The sequence below is a fragment of the Aquimarina sp. 433 genome (assembly GCF_054054605.1).
The window spans coordinates 371,287-390,911 of the sequence record NZ_JBSWZK010000001.1; the positions used below are offsets into that span (position 1 = coordinate 371,287).

The window sequence follows — 19,625 nt, forward strand, 5'->3', positions numbered from 1 at the left end:
TTTCCGTGTTTATTGATTTGTTTACTGTTGCAACAGTAAAACTTTGATTGATTTATTTTTATTCTGCTCTTAAAGCATCTATTGGTTTTGTTTTGATAGCAACTTGTGCTGGTATTAAACCCGCTAAAAGTCCGCTTGTTATTAATATGAGTAAAGCCACAAAAACGACTGTGAGATCTACACTAGGATTTGCAAACATCGTTTCATTAGTAGCGGGTATCCCATCTAAGATTTTATTTACTAAAAATATAACTCCTGTAGATACTGCAATGCCTGTCATACCAGAAATAATAGTTAGAAAAATAGACTCTAATAAAATTTGCCCTCTTATAGACCAAGGGGAAGCGCCAAGGGCACGTCTAATTCCAATTTCTTTAGTTCGTTCCTTCACAACTATCAGCATAATATTACTAATACCAATAATACCCGATAATAATACCAGAACTCCCACAAAATAAGCTACTCCTCTAAGGGCAATAAAAAGTCCATTAATCTTACTAAACTCTTGATACAGATCAAAATTTCCAATTGCCCTGTTATCTTCAGGATGTATGGTATGATTAGTTTTCATTACATCGATTATATTCTTCTTCAACTTGGTAATTGAGTGATCATCTTGTGCTGTAATCGCCATCCATCCAACGTTATCTGCCCTATTAAAAGCTTGCGAAAAAGAAGTAAAAGGAACAAAAATTTCATTTTGGCCTTGTTCTCGATCTCCATTATTAGATTTCTTCATATAAGTTCCAATCACCATAAAACTAACCCCCTTAATTTTTATATATTCACCAATGGGATCTTCACCTATTTTAAACAACTCTTTTTTTACTCCTTCACCAATTACAGCTACTTTTCTATTATTATCGATATCCCCATAATTGACAAATCTTCCGGAAGTTATAGTAATTGGATCTTGATTAATGATCTCAGGATAATCACCATAAACATTAAAAGCTCCGGTATTTAAACCTCTTACAACATTATTAGTCCCTCCAAAGCCTCCAAGTTGATTACGAGGAGAAATATATAGTAATCCAGGTACTTTTTCTCTAATTGAAGCTACATCTCCTATTTTAAAATTAAATCTTCTTCCTTTGGGTAGACCTTTATAAGGTTTGGTTGCAATCTGTGTCCACATAAACATGGTATTCGTAGCAATATCTCCAAAGCCTCGTTTTACACCATTTTCCAACCCTTTTCCCGCTGCCAGCAGTATTACTAAAATGAATATCCCCCAACAAACTCCAAATGCAGTTAACAAGGTTCTAAACCAATTAGCCGTTAGGGCTTCTATTATTTCATTCCATTTATCTCTATTAAACATATTACTCGTCTCTAAGTGCTACAATGGGTTTGATCTTTGCTGCTCTCCATGCTGGAAAAAATCCTGCGAGTGCTCCTGCAATAATTAATATGAATACGGTGGTAATGGCAATATTGAAATTTACAGAAGGATTGGATATGAAATCTGTTTTGACCATAGGTCCTACTATTTCTAATAGAATCAATCCAAAAATTAATCCAGTAAAACCTGCTATAGCAGTCACAAATATAGCTTCGTGCAAAATCATTCCAATAATGGAAGAAGGTAATGCCCCTATTGCTTTCCGAATACCTATTTCTTTTGTTCGTTCCTTAACAATGATAAGCATAATGTTACTTACCCCCACTACACCTGCTATAATCGTACACACTCCTACCCACCAGAAAAAGGCTTTGATCATAAAAATCAAGCTATAAAATCTTTTAGCCTGCTCTAAAGAATTCCCGATTCCAATAGCTCGATCGTCTGTTGGAGCGATAACGTGTTTGTTTTTTAAATATCTGGTAATTGAAGCCACAAATTCTTCAGATTTTGCTACTGCAGTTTCAAAATCTTTTTCTGGCTTAAGAGTATAAGATAGATTATTAATATTTTGACCACGATTAAAAACCTGTTGTGCTGTAGTGGAAGGAATAGAAACCTGCTCCTCTTCCCGTTCTCCACCTTTATCCGTGTATACTCCAACAACTTTGAAAGGAATATCATTAAGTTTAACATATTTTCCTATTGGATCTTCCCCATTTTTAAACAAGGCTTCCTTCACTTTTCTTCCCAGTGTTACAATCTTACCCTTTTCGTCGATATCATTCTGATTGATAAACCTACCCGATACCATGGACTGATTTTCAATAAATTGAAAACCTGGAAAAACACCTTCAATTCTATAACTTCCAGATTCCTTTTTATATGATATTGTAGCATTCCAAATTCTCACTCTAGATGATTCGTATTCTATTACATCTTCATTGGTCTTATGAATAAAATCAAAATCTTCGTTGGTCATGCTAAAGAACCTTCCTGGGTTCATTCCTTTATATTCTACAGATGTTGGTCTTGTCCAAACCCATATACTATTAGAGGCATCGCCTTCAAATTCTTCTGCAATTCCATTTTGCATTCCTTGTCCCACACCAAGAAGTATTACCAAAATAAATATTCCTGAAGCAACAGACAGTCCGGTTAGAAAGGTTCTTAATTTGTTTTTACGAATTGTCTCAAATATTTCCTGCCAGCGTTCGATATTAAACATATGAATTTGCTCTTACTTGTTCTACAATACCGTCATCTATAATAAGACCATCTTTAAGGTTAACAATACGTTTGGTCATATGCGCTATATCCTCTTCGTGAGTAACAATAAGGATTGTTTTACCTTCATCGTTTATTCCCTGAATCAGATCCATTACTTCATAAGAGGTTTTAGTATCCAATGCTCCTGTTGGCTCATCTGCAAGCAGTACTTTAGGCTCAGATGCTAATGCCCTCGCAATCGCTACCCGCTGTTTTTGTCCTCCAGATAATTCGTTCGGTAAGTGTGTTGCCCAATCTGCTAATCCAACCTTTTCCAGATAATGAAGTGCTTTGTCCGTTCTTTCCTTCCTTTTAATCCCTTGATAGTATAATGGCATAGCGACATTATCCAAGGCATTTTTATAATTAATTAAATTAAAAGACTGGAATATAAACCCTAGAAATTTATTCCGATATCTAGCGGCGATTTTTTCGTTAAGGTTTTTAATAGGAATATTATCCAAAAAGTAACTTCCAGAATCAGCTTCATCGAGCATTCCTAAAATATTTAGCAACGTAGATTTTCCAGAGCCCGATGACCCCATGATAGAAACAAGTTCCCCTTCATTAACATTAAAATTGATTCCTTTTAAAACGTGCAGAGAATTACTCCCCATCTGGTAAGATTTATGCAAGTCTTTAATTTCAATCATAATACTTAGATTAAGATTATGAGGCACAATATGATACCTTCACTAATATAAACTAAGACTTACACCTTGGTACTAAAAATAGTATGTTTTATATGCTGTTTCTGGTTTCCCCTCCAGAAATACAAAAGATTGGTTAGTGTAGTCTTATTAGATAAGACTAATCCTACATCAATTTCGTTACAGTAGCATGTGTTATTAAAATGTTAAACATTTATATTGAGTAAAAAGCTATTAAATCTCCTAGGAAGCTTTTTTCTTATTTCTGTAAATAAAATATCCTACAGTGCCAATCAAAATATATGGGATAATCATAAGGTATACGATCCCATTATTAATTCCTTTAGCAGTTTGCTGACCTTCTTCACTTTCTAACACAGCACGACACATAGCGCATTGTGCATCCATTGGAAGTGTAAAAAACAACATCAACACTAAAATCAATATATATTTTAATCTCATCATCTAAGGATCCCTATTTAGAAGTTATAAATTAATAGTAAGGAGATATCATCAGATAAACAATAACACCCGTAATTGCAACATACAACCATATTGGAAATGTAATTCTAGCAATTTTTTTATGCCTTTCGAAACTCTTAGCTAATGCCCTCACATAAGTAATCAAAACAAAAGGAATAACAACTATTGATAACAGTATGTGAGTAAGAAGAATAAACAAATACACATAACGGATTATTCCCTCTCCACCAAACTTAGTAGATTCACTAGTCATGTGGTATGCGACGTACATTACTAAAAAAAGAACAGAACACACAATAGCAGTCTTCATGAGATTCTCATGCAATTTTACTTTCTTATTTTTTATTGCCCAAAATGCAATCACAAGAATTACTGCTGTTAATCCATTTATCGTAGCGTAAATTGGTGGTAAAAAAGTTAACGGTTCTACATCGAAACCTAATTTTTTAAGATTTATAAAAAACAATCCAGCGACTGCTACTGGAATAGCAATAGATAACACAACGATCCATTTATTATACTTGCTTTCGGTTTCTGAAATACTTTTACTCATCCTCTTCTAATAATTTCTTTATATCTTCTAACAAGATTGTAATTTGCTCTTCCTCTCCACTTTCATCCTTTTTTTCTTCTACACCAATAGTACCTCTATAATAAATAATAGGATTACCAGAAGCATCATAACGAGATCGGATATACCCATCTTTATCTATTAATGCAAAGTGACCATTATGTTCAAAACCTCCAGGCACCTCAGGGTTTTCAGCGGCATATATATTAAATCCAGCTTTCGCTAAATCAAATATATCTTCTCGTTCTCCGGTGAGTAAATGCCAATCAGGGTTTGATATACCATAGTTTTCTGCGTACTTTTTTAGGATACTTGGAGTATCGCGTCTTGGATTAATGGTAAATGAAGCTACACCAAAATCCTTATAATCTTTTAATTTATCCTGTAAATACACCAAATTCTTAGACATTTTTGGACAAATCGTAGGGCAACTGGTAAAAAAGAAATCTACGACAAAAACCTTTCCTCTAAAGTCATGATTAGTTATAAGCATACTATCTTGATTCAGAAACGCAAACTCAGGAACTTTTCTTGGCTTTCCGTTAATTTTAATATAAGAAAGCTTTTGATTGACTATTGGATTGCTCGCACTCATCCTATCATTTTCCACAATAGAAGACTTCTTTACTCTATTTACTATTCTAGGAATAAAAATGATTCCAAAAACTAGGATAATAAAAGATATACCAACATATGAATATTTTTTCATAGCTACTTTTCTTTACGATCTGCTTTATATTTTTTTAATGCCAAACGATACTCCGCTAATATCACCTTCACATCATCTACCATAACGTTATTAAGATCAGCTACAGAGCTAGTATCATATCCATATACATCTATCTCATTCTTTTCTCTGTTCTCCTCTCGCCCTCTTAGATTCATTTTTTTGTCTATGATAAAGACAAAATCTGTTGCACTCTTCTCATCTAAAGAATACGGTGTTTTTAACCCTTTAAAAAAACTTTCTATGCGCTCAGGAGTACCAAAAACAAAATTCCAACCAGATACATCAGTTAACTTACTTAATTCTTTAATAAGCTCCTTGGATTGATTTTCGCTACCATAAGGGCAAACCATTACGAATTGAAAATCTCTGAATTCATAATTCTTTTTATATATTTTCTGATTAAGATTGAAAGCGTTACCTCGTTTACTAAGGATGTCATCTCCTAAAAAACCTAAAATTGTAATTTTATCCTGTAATGTTATGTCTTTTTTTTCAAGGCTTTCGAAGTTATTAAGATCGCCAACGGACTCTACTAAAACCGGGAGTTTGGAGAAATTATCTACAGCTGAAGCAAAAAATAAATATGCTACTATTGGCAGAATAAATAATATACCTAGAACTAAAAATTTTTTCATTAAATCAACAACTTAACTTATCTGCAAAAATAAAAAAGACGGCTGAAACCAACCGTCTTTTACTATCTTTTATTACGTTTTTAACGTCTGTATATCTTAATTAAAAGTCCCAGCTTTTATGACCAGCTTTGAAAACTTCATAAATATAATCTCCTTCGGTTAACAAGATAAAAATCAAATAACTGATTAGAAATACTGCTGTCCAAACAACTGATCTACGAAGTCCCTTTGTCTCTCCTTCCATATGCATAAAAGCCCATGTAATGTAATATGCCTTGTAAATCGTTAAGATAATAAAGATCCAGTTTAGCAATTTCATACTAATAACTGTAGTCTCTATTAAAAATGCAGGTTTGATAATACCTAAAATCACTTCTACTATCGTCACTACTGATAATAAAACGAACACATACCATATTCTTTTGGTATTTGATTCGTGGTGTGCTGTATCGTGTCCCATATCTATTTTAAAATCTTTTTAATAATTAAACCAGGTAGAAGAATGTAAATACAAATACCCAAACTAAATCTACGAAGTGCCAATAAAGTCCTACTTTCTCCACCATTTCGTAATTCTTTCTTCTCTCGTATGTCCCTAATATCACATTAAAAAATATGATAATATTGATCACAACTCCAGATAATACGTGAAATCCGTGGAATCCTGTGATAAAGAAAAAGAAATTAGCAAACAACGGTGTTCCATATTCATTATGAATCAAATTCGCTCCTTCTACAATACCAATAGCATCCGTATTTAATCTTTTTAAGGACTCTTCTCTAGATAAGATTGTCTTTTCACCTTTCTCCGTTAAAATCTGAGTTCTTACCAATAAGTCACTTTTTTTAGCAAAACCGTCTCTTATCTCCTGAATTGTATACGTAGGCAGCTCTTTTTCTGACTCGTACCAAATTCCGTTTTTGCTTTGGTGTTGCTCTCTATACTTATTAGCATTTACAATAGCTATATCGTGTAATGCGACTCTGTGACCTTCTTTATCTACAAACTGCAGGATCTGACCTCCTTTAGTTTCTACCGCTCCGTACTCTCCTTTGATGAAATTTTTCCATTCCCAAGCCTGAGAACCAACGAAAACTGCTCCACCAATAATCGTTAAGAACATATAAAGAATTACTTTCTTCTGTTTCATTTGGTGCCCTGCATCTACCGCAAGTACCATTGTTACTGAAGAAAATATTAATATAAACGTCATTAATGCCACATAATACATCGGAGCATCTACTCCATGAAGGAATGGAAAGTGATTAAACACTTCATCCGCGATTGGCCATGAATCTATGAATTTGAATCTTGAAAAACCGTAAGCAGCAAGAAACCCAGAGAATGTAAGTGCATCAGACAGGATAAAAAACCACATCATCATCTTACCATAACTCACTTTCAGTGGTTTGTTACCTCCACCCCAAGTTTTACCTTCTGTACCTGTATTAGTAACAGTTGTTTCCATATAAAGAATTTGGTATTGTTAAATTTTCCACAAAAGTAATCAATTTTATTATCTAACGAAATATAAAAATAAAAAGAGATAAACCCATAAAACATCTACGAAATGCCAATACATAGCACCCAGTTCTAAACCAAGGGTTTGCCCTGTTTTATACTTTTGTTTAAAATGATTATAAATTACGACTAAAAGTACGATTAGCCCAACAATTACGTGGACTATATGTAATACGACTATGATATACAAAAACGTTGGGACAATATTTGCCGATGGACCTGTAAAATAATACCCTTGATCCATAATATCCGCAAAACCTTGAAATTGCATAAAAACAAAAAACGTTCCCAATACTAAAGTTAACAATAATAACAAAGTTGCTAAACTTCTATTCTCTTTTTCAATTGCTTTTTTTACCATGTAAAAAGAAATACTACTCCCAATAATGATAAATAAGCTAATTAAAAAAGCATTCGGAAAAACCAAATCAGTCAACCAGTCTTCCCTAGTTTTACTTACTACATAAGCACTTGTTAAACCAGCAAATGTCATGGTCATACTTATCATAGCAAACCACATCATAGTTTTTTTGGCTCTTTTCTGTTTTTCGATTGTCGTTCCTTGTGTTAAATCCATACACGAATAAATTTATCAGCCACATAAATGATTTGCAATAAAGTAATGTAAGAAACACTTGCAAGCATTAATTGTTTCGCAGTTTTAGCATCTTTAACCTTGTACAAACGTATTGCATATCTTAATAGAAAAACACCTAGTATAAGAATTAAGATTCCTGATACTGGTGTAATATACAGTCGTCCAGTAACACCAAAAACAGGTACTAATGATGTAACAACTGTCCATACTGTATAAATCACTACCTGGGTTGCAGTACCTTTATCTCTTTTTCCCGTAGGAAGCATAAAAAAGCCTCCTTTTTTATAATCATCGAATAAAAACCATCCAATAGCCCAAAAATGAGGAAATTGCCAAAAAAACTGAATCATAAACAGTGTTCCCGGTTCTATACCGAAGTTATCTGTCGCTGCTACCCAACCTAACATAAAAGGAATTGCTCCTGGAATTGCCCCCACAAAAACTGACAGAGGTGTCTTCGTTTTAAGTGGTGTATAAAGACTTACATAAATAAAAATTGAAATCGCACCGAACATAGCTGTTTGTGGATTGATCACAAACAATACTGAAATTCCTAATATTGTAAATATACTTGCTATTATAAAAGCAGTACTTACAGACATTCTTCCTGAGGGAATAGGTCTGTTCTTTGTACGATCCATTAGCACATCCAGATCTCTCTCTATGATCTGATTAAAAGCATTAGATGCACCCACCATAAAATATCCACCTATAGATAGAAGACCCAATGTGGTCCAAGATATACTTTCTACTCCCAAAAGGTAACCTGCAACAGAAGAAAAGACTACACTCAACGCAAGACGCATTTTAGTAATCTCTTTAAAATCCTGAATAACAGAAACTTTGGCAGTATCTACTTGGGTTATACTCAAATTTTGCACGTTATCTAAATTGCTTTTAAAAAAAGTTGTGCAAAGATATGCCTTAAAAGCATTATAGACAACTTATAACTATTTATAATTCACCTTTTAACAACTGTTCCACAAATTAAGCGTCATTTAACTCAATCAAAGGCACTTCTAAACACTTACAAATCATACCGAAAAAATATTAAAAAAGTCTATCCACTTATGAGGATAGACTTTTATCACTATTCTTAGCAACTATTCTTCTATTTTAAATTTAATTGGCAAGTAATATTTCACATTTACAGCATCTTTACCAATCTTTCCTGGTGTCATCCTAGAAAATTTTCTTACCACTCGTCTGGTTTCTTTTTCTAAAGCTGGATGTGGTGCTCTTACCCTAATATTATTTACAGATCCATCTTTACTTACCTGAAACTGAACATGGATTCTTTGCATTCCTTTAAGACCATACTCAGCACCTAAATCAGTATTGAATTTATAAGAAACTATTTTCTTAATCTTACTGGATAAACAAGCAATTCTTTCATCATTACTGGACAACCCTTCACATCCTGGATAAATTGGAGCCACAGTAACTTTATTGATATCGTAAGTAATATTTTTGGTTTCAACAATGTCTAAAATTGAATCGACGGGAACAGCTTTAGTTTTCCCTTTTTCGCTTATTATACCAAGTTGTTTTGTAAGTTTATCGACAACCGACTTTTCTTCGGCTTTATTTAGCTCCACCAACTCCTGTTTCTTTACTTTTTTCACCTCAACCAATTGTTTTTCAATTTTTGGTTTCTCTACCCTAAAAACATCCATCGTGAAGCTAACATCCTCTATGTTATCAACTTCATCGTCTGGTGGTGCGATTACCGAAACAGAACTATATGTTTCGAACATCGTAAAAACGAATAAAAGGCTTGCTATAAGCCCAATCTGAAAGTTCACCAACGTACTTTTTCGTACATTAGCATCATGCTTGTTACTCATATTATTTAGTTTTAACGTTACAATTAAAATTGAAATCAACAAGCATACCAAAAAGGAATCCCGTTTACGATATTCGTAACGGGATTCTCATATTTTAAAAAATAGCTGTTCTTAATCCTGAACTTTGAAAACGATCGGAAGCTGATACTTTACCGTTACAGGAGTTTTGCGTTGCTTCCCAGGTGTCATAGTAGGAAACAAACGAATAACTCTTTCTGCTTCCTTTTTCAACTTTGGATGAGGAGCTCGCACCTGTATATTCTGGATAGTTCCATCAGCAGCTACATCGAATAAGGTATAAATCCTTTGCACACCGCTTAAACCATAATCTTCTCCAATACTAGTATCGAATTTTCTGGAAATAATTTTACCAATCTTTTCAGAAAAGCAAGCTGCCCTTTCTTTATTGGTTTTCAATTTTTCGCAACCTGGAAAAATAGGAACATCTTCCACTACCGAAAAAGGAACATTTTCTGGAATCTCTTCCTCTTCTTCACTAGAAATAGCATTTGGATTAAAAGGAACACTTACCTCTGTTGGTTCCTTGCTTTCGTACTCATCAGTAGGATCATCTAAAGCGACATCATTATCTACCACTTCGAAATCAGTAGGGTCAGGAATAGGTACAGGTTGTTTTTGTGCCACTACTTTTTGCTCTGGCTCTTGATAAACCTCAAAAACACCATCCCAAACCAAGTGTTCATCGTCAATGACCACAGGTTTATCCGCAATCTTTTTAATTGGTTCTGAAGTATACACTTCGAACATCACATAGGTGAATAGTAGACTTGCAATAAGTCCAATCTGAAAGTTTACTAATGATCCTTTTCGAACATTAGCTTCATGCTTGTTACTCATATTACTTAGTTTTAACGTTACGTCTAACTACGCACAACAAGCATACCAAAAAAAATCCCGCTGAACAATACAGCGGGATTTCTAGTATATTTTTAAAAAAATGTAATTAATCCTGAACTTGGAACACGATAGGTAAAGAATATAGTACACCCACAGCCTTTCCTCTTTGCTTTCCTGGCGTCATTTTAGGTAACATCTTTACTACTCTTTGAGCTTCTTTTTCTAGTCTTGGGTGTGGACCTCTTGCCTGAACACCTACAATATTTCCGCTTCTATCAATTTTAAAACGAACATAGATTCTATTTACACCAGAAAGACCAAGCTCACTACCTAATTCTGTATTAAATTTACGGTTAACAAATTTCTTAACCTTATCACTCATACACTTCTTTTTCGCAGCATTACCTGATTCTTTTTCACAACCTGGAAAAACAGGTACGTTTTCAATAACTGCAAATGGTACGTCCGCTATCTCTTCTTCTTCCTCTACGTCCTCTACTTCTTCAACCTCAACAATCTCTTCTTCCTGATTCGTTTCAGTAGACTCGATAATTGTTTCTTCAACTTCTTCTTCATCCTCAACAACATCAATAATTTCTGGTGCTGGAGGTGGAGGTGGTGGAGGTGGTGGAGTATTTAAATTTTGAGTAATTGGAACTTCTTCCTCTTCTAACTCATCAAGATTTACCTGACCAATATCGATATTACTTCGATCATAAGTTTTATACTCAATCGCTTGCCATGTAATTAAAAGCACTAAAATTAACCCCAATTGCAAAAACAACGAACTTTTTTTGGTTAAATCGGCTTTCGGATTTTTCTTTGGTTCCATACTACAATGTTATTATATGAATGCTAAAATAGCTAATTTCTTTTGTATTTTCCAAGTAAACATGGAAATGTAAAACAAAAAATACAATTTTTAACTTTTACAATGACCTCTTAAATATGTCGCTAAAACACAAAAGCCATTCTACTTTATTCAATTTTATAAATTAGTTTTATAGGTAACTATCTTATTCTTAAGTATTATAAGCAAAAATACTGCCAAAACAATACCGCTGGTATTTGCTATTACGTCCTTCCAATCTGGACTTCGATAGCTAGTTAGTGTCGCTTGCAATATTTCCATAAGTATTCCATACGCAAATCCAAACAAAGCTGCCCAAATAAAACTTGTTGTAAATTTTCTAGACTGTCTTTTTGAAAAAAAGAAAAACAAAAACCAAACAATTGCAAAAACAAAATATGCTAACAAATGTCCAATCTTATCGCTTCCCTCAACTCGTACATTAATCGGAATAAATACTTTGGCTAATGAAAGCCAAGTAATGATACCTGTATAGAGTATCGCTAGCGAAAAAAGGAATTTATGCCCCAATAAGTGCTTTATAATCATCTGCAGATAAAAGTCCTTCTATTTGAGAATCATCTGTAATCTTGATTTTCACCATCCATCCTTCTCCATAAGGATCACTATTTACAAGTTCAGGATCTCCTTCTAATGTTTCATTAAATTCTGTAATCTCTCCAGTTAGTGGTAAGAATAAATCCGAAACCGTCTTTACAGCTTCAACTGTCCCAAAAACCTCTTCTTGTTCTAGTTCTTCACCAACTGTTTCAACTTCTACATAAACGATATCACCCAATTCGCTTTGCGCAAAATCCGTAATCCCTACTGTAGCTATATCGCCATCTATTTTAATCCACTCGTGATCTTTTGTATATTTTAATTCTGAAGGAATATTCATTCGAAAGAGTATTTATAAGTTCTTATTATTTTGAAGACGAAAATAAATTTATTTTATCAAACTTTAGAAAAAGAGCGGTAAAATTTATCAAAAATTAATTCTGCTCCTGTTGATATCAAAAAACTTTGATATATCCATTAATAATTCAAATTAGTTTCCAAAATTATAACGTAACGTAAACCCTCCTCGAATAGTTGTTTGCGGGAAAGCGGTAGAAATAGAATACTGCGAGAACGTATGATCATAAAACAACAAGGCTGTTAAATTCTTACTTAAAGCATAATCCGTTGTAAATTTAATACCATATATATCTTGCCCAGCAGTAACCTGTGTATTATCAATATCTAAATATCTTATAATTGTTTCATTTTGGCGTAAAGAAAGATCTGCTCTAAAATTTAGATCACTCTTAAGAGTTGTTTTCTTACCCGCAATACGTGTAACAAATGTTAAATCCTGTATTCTATAGCCTAATCCAATAATATATTCGTTTCCTTGAATTTCTGTGAGTAGATTATTATCGAAACTTAAAGACAACGCACGGTCTTTTTTCCATTCTGCCAAAATTTTAATGGAATTCTTCATCTCCATATCTAATCTAATCAAAGGACTGAACTGCTCTGTAAGATTTACATTTGCATACAATTCTGGATTCTTAAAATTATCTCCCTCATCCAATTCGTCCGGATTATTAGGATTAAACTCTAAGTTTGTTTGGAATTGATTAATGGTATAATTAGCACGATAACCATGTGCCATTGAGAACCTTTTAAAACGTTTTTTAAACCATTTCAAATTCATTAAACCTGTATACTTAATATCCCAATTTGGCAAAGGAACATCTCTAAACGCACCTTTTTGCACATTTTGAGGATCAGCTCCAGTGTATGCAGCTAGAAAAGCAGGTAAAAGTACAGCTTGATTTGTAGGACCTAGACCCACTGGAAAATTATCACCTGTACCAGGATCAATCCCACGTTCTAATGCAAGACGTCTTGCTATGACAAGCCTATTTTCTCGGAATTTATCAAAAGTCTCAGATGCAAACTCATCACTTTTCTTAAAAGCAGTTTTAATCAACAAAGTAGAGATTGTATAATTACCAAACGTATTTGGTGATAAAGAATAATACGGTTGATCTATATTAATACCAAACTCGTTAAGATCTGCATCAGCACCTTCTCTATTTACTCTAAAGTTTTCTGTATACGTTTCAGAATAGTTTCGGTTAGCACTAATATCTATTTTGAGATCTTTTAATAATCCTACAGAAGCCTGCACATTTAATTGTCTTCCTTCTACTTCTCTATACTGCTGATTAAAATCCTGATATAATGTCAACCAACCATTCCTAGCGGCAATATCTCTAATCTCTGCCTGACTACCAAAAGTAAAACCTACCGTTGGTTTTAGTGTACCAACAAATCCAGGCTCTCTAACATATCCAGGTAAAAATATACCATTATCTTGCTGATAATTAATATTCACTTTTTTTACAGCAGTCACTAAACCTATTGCGGTATTTAAAATCTTATCTCCAACAGTTAGCTTACTGGATCTCTTTTTAGTTTTCTCCTTAGCATTGGCCACTTCAGATTTATCACCTTCTTTCCCTTCTCCAGCTTTAGCATTTTTCTTTTTAGAAGCTTTTCTTCTTCCAGGTTTCTTCTTTGTTAATCCAATATATTTATATAAAGTGCTCATATCCAAAGAACCATTTACTGTATGTACATTGGCATTTTGAACGGTGTTTCCTAAGTCTGGAATACCATCTAAATTCTTTAATGCCTCACTACCTTTTGTCCATTGGAAATCTGCCGAATAAGAATAGGTCGCTCTCATAAATTTAAATAATGGAACCTTATTAAAAGGAATCTCATAATTTACCTGTAGTTGTTGACTATGAAAGTTAGGATCTCCAACATCAAAAAGCCCACTCCAAACACCTATAGATTCATCCACAACACCTTCATCATCAATAAAGTTCTTTACAATTCGATTATTAGCAGTATTAAAACTAAAATTAAGGGATTTAGTTAGATTATAGTTGATACCAAACTGCCAATCAAATAGAAAATTACGTTGCGTAAGTGCTGGCAATCTAAGATCATTTGGTCCTAATGTGATATCTCTAAAAACTTGCTCATTGAACTGTCTTGTAATGTTAGAATTCACCGATATACTAGTAGGAAGCAAGTTGAAATTAAAATCCTTCAATAAGTCAAAGTATTTACTCTTTCCTAAGAATTTAATTTTCTTAAAAGGCTCAATTTCCTTAGGCTGAAAACTAAAGTCATAGGTTCCTCCTAAACGAACATTCTGCTCTAAAGACTTTTCTATTTCAAAATCTCGATGATCTGTTTGATTGTATGTTCCCGAAAAAGCGAAGTTCTCTACATCATATGGCATTGGCTTAGCATCGCCCGTTCTGTCTTTTCGCAATCCGATAACATTAAAACTTTGTCTTTTGGTATAATCCGTAGATTGCTTTTCTATCCTTTCTTTTTCTTCCGCATTTGTCTCTCGATCTAATCGATCTTGCAACTCAATATCCTGAAACTCCGGATCATATTGCGGAGTGATCAACTCTTCTCCTCTACTGTAATTAAACGGCACCTGAATACCCCATTTTTTAGGCAGTAGTTGTCCTAAGTTTACATTTGTTGTTAAATCATATTGTTTAACATCTTCAATACTTCTTTCATTCGGACCTTGCTCAATTCCTCCAAAACCAATAGTACTAACTCTACCAGAAGCACTAATGGTCGCAAAATCTGCAATATTAGCATCCATACTACCTACAGCAGCCCAACCACCTTGGTTTTTAAGATCACTTAATCTCATTTCATTAAACCAAACGGTACCTGATTCATTTGATCCGCTTGCATTCTTCACTCCAACCATCATAATTTTTACATCTCCAAAATTAGGATTCCCTTTAATCCCTACTCTAAGATTATTAGGACCATCAAAGAAATTAAGATCTGTACTATTCAATCCAGAATTTCCAATAACGTTTGCTTTTATCTCCTGAAGAAAAGACAATGGCAGGTTCAATCTATTTGCATCTGGCCAAACCGCATCAGCATTTGAATTATTGTTCGGTGAAACGGCTAACGGTAATTCAATCTGATAAAAATTATTCGTAAAGTCATTCCCCATTCTTACAAACGCAACAAGCTCACCATCTGACAATGTGGACTGTCCGGGAAGATTTTCTGCATGCAAAAACATCTCCAGATTTTCATATTGCCGCATGTCTACATTAAGGTTCTTATACACCCCTCTACCATCATCGGGTTGAAGATCATTCACTGTTAATGCTAGTGACCTTTCATCTTCTCTAATAGCCGTATTGTTATTAATCAACTCTTCTCTTACAACTCCTGGTGGTGTTACGTAATTTGGTGTCTCTTCTTCACTTACAGATGTTACGATTACTTCATTTCCGTTTATATTTAATCCACTTGTAGGATCATTAGTAGTATTACCTTCTTGTACGTATCTTCTGTAATCTCCTCTTACCAAATCCAATGTAGCAAATCGTAATACTACGGGTTGATCAAAACCAGTAACGATCATTCTCATAAAACGAATAGACCTAAAATCATTTTCCCCAATATTCTGCCTTCCTGTTGGTTCATAAATAGGTATCTTGAATCGAAGCCAACGAGTACTTCTAGTCACCCCATTTAATATAATTGCATCCTGTGGTCCTGGAGAATCCGATATATATCCTGTACCACCATCATTTCCAAAGCCCATACCCGGAAAAATAGGTATTTCGTATTCATAATAACTATCTATTGTATTCATGGTGTTATCACGATTCACATCCTCTGCCGTAGGAAACGTAGTATTACCTCTATCATCATCTGCTACACTTGTCGGTGAATTTCCCTGAGTACCATTATAATCACGGTAGCGTTCTACAATACTACCTTCACCTTGTAAAAAGTAACGGTAATTATCATTTGCAGGATCTTCGGTACCAAAATCTGCAGAAAATGCGGCAACTTCTTGTTCATCATTTAAACCATCATATCCAGCATCCTGATTGATCCTGGCTTGCCCTTCAGAATCAAAGGCATAAATTAACGATTGATTTACCGGAACTCTTGCATCTCCATAAGTTGTAGTAACAGTACCTTCATCAGTACCATCTGCAGGAAGTCCATTTTCATACTGTTTTCTTCCATCCTTAAGGACATCCTCACTAATATTCCCTAAATGAAAAATAATGGTTCCGCTAGTCGCATTCGTTAAAGGCTCTTGCCCATCTCCTGGATCAAAAAACGGATCCATTAACCAGAATTCTATAAACTCTACATTAGCTTGTTCAAAATTAGTGGACGTTAATTGCCTTGTAATACCAGCGAAGTTATCTTCTGGTTGGGAAGGAGTTGCGCCTCCAGCATATTCTGGGTTAAAATTATAAGGACCACGTTCATTTGGTCTGTAATGTAAATCCAGTGGAAACAATGATAAAGTCTGACCTGGTGGTATATCTGTCTCTGGGAAAATTTCATCAAGAAATACTCTTCTTGATTCATTAAAATTAATATCTTCATCTGTTACACCACTTGGTCTACCATTGCTATAGAATATTGGATCTACGGTATACCATGATAAATCCGCTCTTCTATACCCTGATTCTATTCCTGCCTGTACGGATGTCTCATCATCATTTGTGGATCCAAAACCAATAGGCACACTGGATAATTCCCAAGATAATGGTGAACTTACATCAATTTGCGTTTGCGCTCCTTCAAAATCATCAATATATGTGGTTACTTCTCCACCAAAATCCGCACCTCTTGGCGCTCCAGCAATTAAATAAGCACCTTCAGCTCTTACAGAAACATTTGATGGTACATCAGTATCTATATTAGGTAACTTGTTTACCATTCTAGTAAGAAATGGAACTTCTGTTGAATAGTTTAAATTAAACCCTAAAAGTGTATTATTTATAGGCTCAAAATCATAACTCGATTTTTGAGTTATTGGCCTTTCATTTAGATTTAAATAGGTTCCTCCAATAATAAAATCGTCACTAAACTTATGCTCTATATTCAACCCTGTGAAACGCTTAGTTTGCTGTCCAAAAACAGCATTATTTTCAGTAGAAACCTGAATTGGTGTATTAGACGCTAACAAAGCTTCATCTAAAATATTCACTCTACCTAATGAATAATTCACTGTATAATCAACTCCTTCTTGCAATGTACGCCCACCAGCAGTCACAGTTACTGATCCTTGTGGAACATTAAACGCCCCTAACGGAATACCATCTTGCCCAGAAGATTTATAACGACCTCTTAATTGAAAAAATTGATTTTCTGCTGCTTGTTGTTCTGCAATAACCTTTGTTTGTGTATAGAGTTCCCTAAAAACATAACGACTTTGATTACCGTTATAATTTAGAGGATTTGTATAATCGTTTGGATTTGTTATGGCATCATTATCTAATTTATTAAATAAATGTTGTCCAAAAGGCTCTACTGTTGTAAAAATAATCCTTCCATTTTCTGGATCAATAGTAAGCCCAGGAACATAATCGAAAAAACCATCTCCTGCACCATCTGCTCCTTGTACTGGATCGTTATTTGGATTTAATCGATCCATATTAAATACGGTAAGAAGTCTTGTTTGCTCTACATCATCTGGCAGTGGTGTAGTACTACCTTCTGCTTGTGTAATATAATTCACTGGAGAAGGATTCGTATAGACAATATTTAATCTAAAATCTTCTGAGTTTAGTCTAAAAGCACCTGTATTATAGATGTTTTTCATCATCAGATCCCAAATAGGAAGCTCCACATTAATAATTGGACTTTTTAGCATTTTCACTACTAAACTATTACTAGATCCAACCTCTACACCAGTACCTGTATTATCACCAACAGTAGCATTTACACCATCATTAGCAAATTCACCAACCTGAAACACCTCTCCTCCTACAGTATACTGATATGCAACTGCAAGCACCTCATCATTATTTAATTTTTGATTTAAAGAAATGTATCCTAATTGTGTATTTAACGTATACTCATTAGGATTTAATTGTCTTGCATTCTCGAGAATCGCGTAATCAAAACCTTCATTAAAACCTGATATTGCTCCAGTAAATCCTTGCTGTACAGTAGCAATTTGTCTCACTGCATCTGTAATAGGACCAGCAGGACCAATAGCACTTGGATCTAAATCATTATTCCTATTGTCAGGAAAAGATCCTGCAGGTTGATTAAAAAGTGATGTTGGAATTGTAAAATTACCTGCTACTGGAGATTCCCCTAGATCTTGTAAAGCTACAATATTTCTAGCATCTGTTAAAGTTTGCGCACTTGTAGCTCTATTTGTTAACCAAACCTCGATTCTTGTGATTTGAATATTATTATTTATGAACGGATAATTGGTCAAAGCTTCATCATATGTATCTCTAAAGTAGTGTGATAAGAAGTAGTGCCTATTGTCATCATAATTTACTGCATCAATCTCAAAGTCTTCAACGGTTCCTCCTCCTTGTACATTTACTGATCTTGTTTCAGACCTTTGTTCGGAATATACAGCAGTAACACTGGTACGACCAAATTGCAATCCTAGCTTCGCTCCAAAAAGACTTTGTGAACCTTGTATCAAAGAGTTATTAATAGGCATCGTTACATTACCAATCTCAATACTTCGTATAATATCATCCTCTGTAGGTGTATATTCTAATTTGATTTGATTTTGAAAATCGAAAGTAGACTCTGTATCGTAGTTAGCTGTAATTTGTAACCTTTTCCCAACTTTTCCTAATAAACTTAGGCTGATCCTCTGGTCAAAATCAAAGGTGAAATTACTTCTGTTTCGAGGAGAAAATGCTGGATTATCCTGTTTAGTATACAAAATACCTAAATCCATTTCCACAGACCCTTGAGGAATTATTTCAATCTCGTTACCTCCAAAAATAGTTTCAAAAAAACTAGAATTCACATAGAAGATTGGCAACAAGTTTTTTCTTTTTTCTTCACTACCATCAGTTTTACCACTAAAAGCACTAATTTTTTCTTTAAAATAATCTCTTCTCTGCTCTTCCTCCACTAACGCTTCAAATTCTTCAGGAGTCAGAAACAGTGGATACCTAACATTAAAAGATCCCAACATTTCTCGATAGATATATCGATTTGTAACTGGATCATATTCGTATTTGGCAACAATACTGTTTGGATCTGGCAAGGAAATTTCCCCTAAAGTAAAAGTAGTACTGGTAGAATCTCGTACGGTCTCATTTTGCTGACCATATAGCACACCACTACAAAGTACAATTAAACAAACTAGTCTTTTTAAAAATTTAAAATATAAGGAATGTAATGAACTCAATGTT

The 19,625-nt window shown here is 34.2% G+C and carries 17 protein-coding genes; all 17 read right to left on the minus strand.

Going from position 1 to position 19,625, the window contains the following annotated elements; genetic code table 11:
* Window positions 1-58 precede the first annotated feature (58 nt).
* Window positions 59-1,324 (minus strand): ABC transporter permease, encoded by a 1,266-nt coding sequence (locus tag ACWNT5_RS01690; protein WP_299603483.1) that lies wholly within the window; start codon window positions 1,322-1,324, stop codon window positions 59-61.
* A gap of 1 nt (window position 1,325) precedes the next feature.
* Window positions 1,326-2,573: an ABC transporter permease gene (locus ACWNT5_RS01695; RefSeq protein ID WP_299603486.1), complete on the minus strand. Its 1,248-nt coding sequence runs from the start codon at window positions 2,571-2,573 to the stop codon at window positions 1,326-1,328.
* Window positions 2,566-3,267 (minus strand): ABC transporter ATP-binding protein, encoded by a 702-nt coding sequence (locus ACWNT5_RS01700; RefSeq protein ID WP_299603488.1) that lies wholly within the window; start codon window positions 3,265-3,267, stop codon window positions 2,566-2,568. The genes ACWNT5_RS01695 and ACWNT5_RS01700 overlap by 8 nt, the downstream gene beginning before the upstream one ends.
* 240 nt (window positions 3,268-3,507) lie before the next feature.
* Window positions 3,508-3,726, minus strand: a complete 219-nt coding sequence (locus tag ACWNT5_RS01705; protein WP_299604661.1) for a hypothetical protein — start codon at window positions 3,724-3,726, stop codon at window positions 3,508-3,510.
* A 31-nt stretch (window positions 3,727-3,757) separates the two neighbouring features.
* Window positions 3,758-4,300 (minus strand): DUF420 domain-containing protein, encoded by a 543-nt coding sequence (locus tag ACWNT5_RS01710; RefSeq protein WP_299603490.1) that lies wholly within the window; start codon window positions 4,298-4,300, stop codon window positions 3,758-3,760.
* Window positions 4,293-5,027 (minus strand): SCO family protein, encoded by a 735-nt coding sequence (locus ACWNT5_RS01715; protein WP_456516423.1) that lies wholly within the window; start codon window positions 5,025-5,027, stop codon window positions 4,293-4,295. The genes ACWNT5_RS01710 and ACWNT5_RS01715 overlap by 8 nt, the downstream gene beginning before the upstream one ends.
* 2 nt (window positions 5,028-5,029) lie before the next feature.
* Window positions 5,030-5,683 carry a hypothetical protein gene (locus ACWNT5_RS01720; protein WP_456516424.1) on the minus strand — a complete coding sequence of 218 codons (654 nt, stop codon included), beginning with the start codon at window positions 5,681-5,683 and terminating at the stop codon, window positions 5,030-5,032.
* A gap of 100 nt (window positions 5,684-5,783) precedes the next feature.
* Entirely contained in the window at window positions 5,784-6,143 is a 360-nt protein-coding gene (locus ACWNT5_RS01725) for a cytochrome C oxidase subunit IV family protein (RefSeq protein WP_299603500.1), read from the minus strand.
* Between the two features lie 25 nt (window positions 6,144-6,168).
* Window positions 6,169-7,152, minus strand: a complete 984-nt coding sequence (locus ACWNT5_RS01730) for a cytochrome c oxidase subunit 3 (protein ID WP_456516425.1) — start codon at window positions 7,150-7,152, stop codon at window positions 6,169-6,171.
* Window positions 7,153-7,200: 48 nt separating this feature from the next.
* A complete protein-coding gene (locus ACWNT5_RS01735; RefSeq protein WP_299603506.1) occupies window positions 7,201-7,782 on the minus strand; it encodes a cytochrome c oxidase subunit 3 in 582 nt (193 codons plus the stop codon).
* A complete protein-coding gene (gene cyoE / locus ACWNT5_RS01740; RefSeq protein ID WP_299603509.1) occupies window positions 7,773-8,675 on the minus strand; it encodes a heme o synthase in 903 nt (300 codons plus the stop codon). Before cyoE ends, ACWNT5_RS01735 begins: the two co-directional genes overlap by 10 nt.
* 231 nt (window positions 8,676-8,906) lie before the next feature.
* A complete protein-coding gene (locus tag ACWNT5_RS01745; protein WP_456516426.1) occupies window positions 8,907-9,650 on the minus strand; it encodes a TonB family protein in 744 nt (247 codons plus the stop codon).
* A gap of 111 nt (window positions 9,651-9,761) precedes the next feature.
* Window positions 9,762-10,508, minus strand: coding sequence for an energy transducer TonB (locus ACWNT5_RS01750; protein ID WP_456516427.1), 747 nt, complete (start codon window positions 10,506-10,508; stop codon window positions 9,762-9,764).
* A gap of 106 nt (window positions 10,509-10,614) precedes the next feature.
* Complete coding sequence (locus tag ACWNT5_RS01755) at window positions 10,615-11,340, minus strand: energy transducer TonB (protein WP_343911614.1); 726 nt, start codon at window positions 11,338-11,340, stop codon at window positions 10,615-10,617.
* A 156-nt stretch (window positions 11,341-11,496) separates the two neighbouring features.
* Window positions 11,497-11,889: a VanZ family protein gene (locus ACWNT5_RS01760; protein WP_299603521.1), complete on the minus strand. Its 393-nt coding sequence runs from the start codon at window positions 11,887-11,889 to the stop codon at window positions 11,497-11,499.
* Window positions 11,879-12,259 carry a glycine cleavage system protein GcvH gene (gene gcvH, locus ACWNT5_RS01765; RefSeq protein WP_299603523.1) on the minus strand — a complete coding sequence of 127 codons (381 nt, stop codon included), beginning with the start codon at window positions 12,257-12,259 and terminating at the stop codon, window positions 11,879-11,881. Before gcvH ends, ACWNT5_RS01760 begins: the two co-directional genes overlap by 11 nt.
* Before the next feature lie 150 nt (window positions 12,260-12,409).
* Window positions 12,410-19,621, minus strand: coding sequence for a T9SS outer membrane translocon Sov/SprA (gene sov / locus ACWNT5_RS01770; protein WP_456516428.1), 7,212 nt, complete (start codon window positions 19,619-19,621; stop codon window positions 12,410-12,412).
* Window positions 19,622-19,625 lie beyond the last annotated feature (4 nt).

Excerpts from the sequence above, each read along its gene's own strand:
- ACWNT5_RS01690 (WP_299603483.1), bottom strand. The coding sequence starts at position 1,324 with ATGTTTAATAGAGATAAATGGAATGAAATAATAGAAGCCCTAACGGCT.
- ACWNT5_RS01695 (WP_299603486.1), bottom strand. The coding sequence starts at position 2,573 with ATGTTTAATATCGAACGCTGGCAGGAAATATTTGAGACAATTCGTAAA.
- ACWNT5_RS01700 (WP_299603488.1), bottom strand. The coding sequence starts at position 3,267 with ATGATTGAAATTAAAGACTTGCATAAATCTTACCAGATGGGGAGTAAT.
- ACWNT5_RS01705 (WP_299604661.1), bottom strand. The coding sequence starts at position 3,726 with ATGAGATTAAAATATATATTGATTTTAGTGTTGATGTTGTTTTTTACA.
- ACWNT5_RS01710 (WP_299603490.1), bottom strand. The coding sequence starts at position 4,300 with ATGAGTAAAAGTATTTCAGAAACCGAAAGCAAGTATAATAAATGGATC.
- ACWNT5_RS01715 (WP_456516423.1), bottom strand. The coding sequence starts at position 5,027 with ATGAAAAAATATTCATATGTTGGTATATCTTTTATTATCCTAGTTTTT.
- ACWNT5_RS01720 (WP_456516424.1), bottom strand. The coding sequence starts at position 5,683 with ATGAAAAAATTTTTAGTTCTAGGTATATTATTTATTCTGCCAATAGTA.
- ACWNT5_RS01725 (WP_299603500.1), bottom strand. The coding sequence starts at position 6,143 with ATGGGACACGATACAGCACACCACGAATCAAATACCAAAAGAATATGG.
- ACWNT5_RS01730 (WP_456516425.1), bottom strand. The coding sequence starts at position 7,152 with ATGGAAACAACTGTTACTAATACAGGTACAGAAGGTAAAACTTGGGGT.
- ACWNT5_RS01735 (WP_299603506.1), bottom strand. The coding sequence starts at position 7,782 with ATGGATTTAACACAAGGAACGACAATCGAAAAACAGAAAAGAGCCAAA.
- ACWNT5_RS01745 (WP_456516426.1), bottom strand. The coding sequence starts at position 9,650 with ATGAGTAACAAGCATGATGCTAATGTACGAAAAAGTACGTTGGTGAAC.
- ACWNT5_RS01750 (WP_456516427.1), bottom strand. The coding sequence starts at position 10,508 with ATGAGTAACAAGCATGAAGCTAATGTTCGAAAAGGATCATTAGTAAAC.
- ACWNT5_RS01755 (WP_343911614.1), bottom strand. The coding sequence starts at position 11,340 with ATGGAACCAAAGAAAAATCCGAAAGCCGATTTAACCAAAAAAAGTTCG.
- gcvH (WP_299603523.1), bottom strand. The coding sequence starts at position 12,259 with ATGAATATTCCTTCAGAATTAAAATATACAAAAGATCACGAGTGGATT.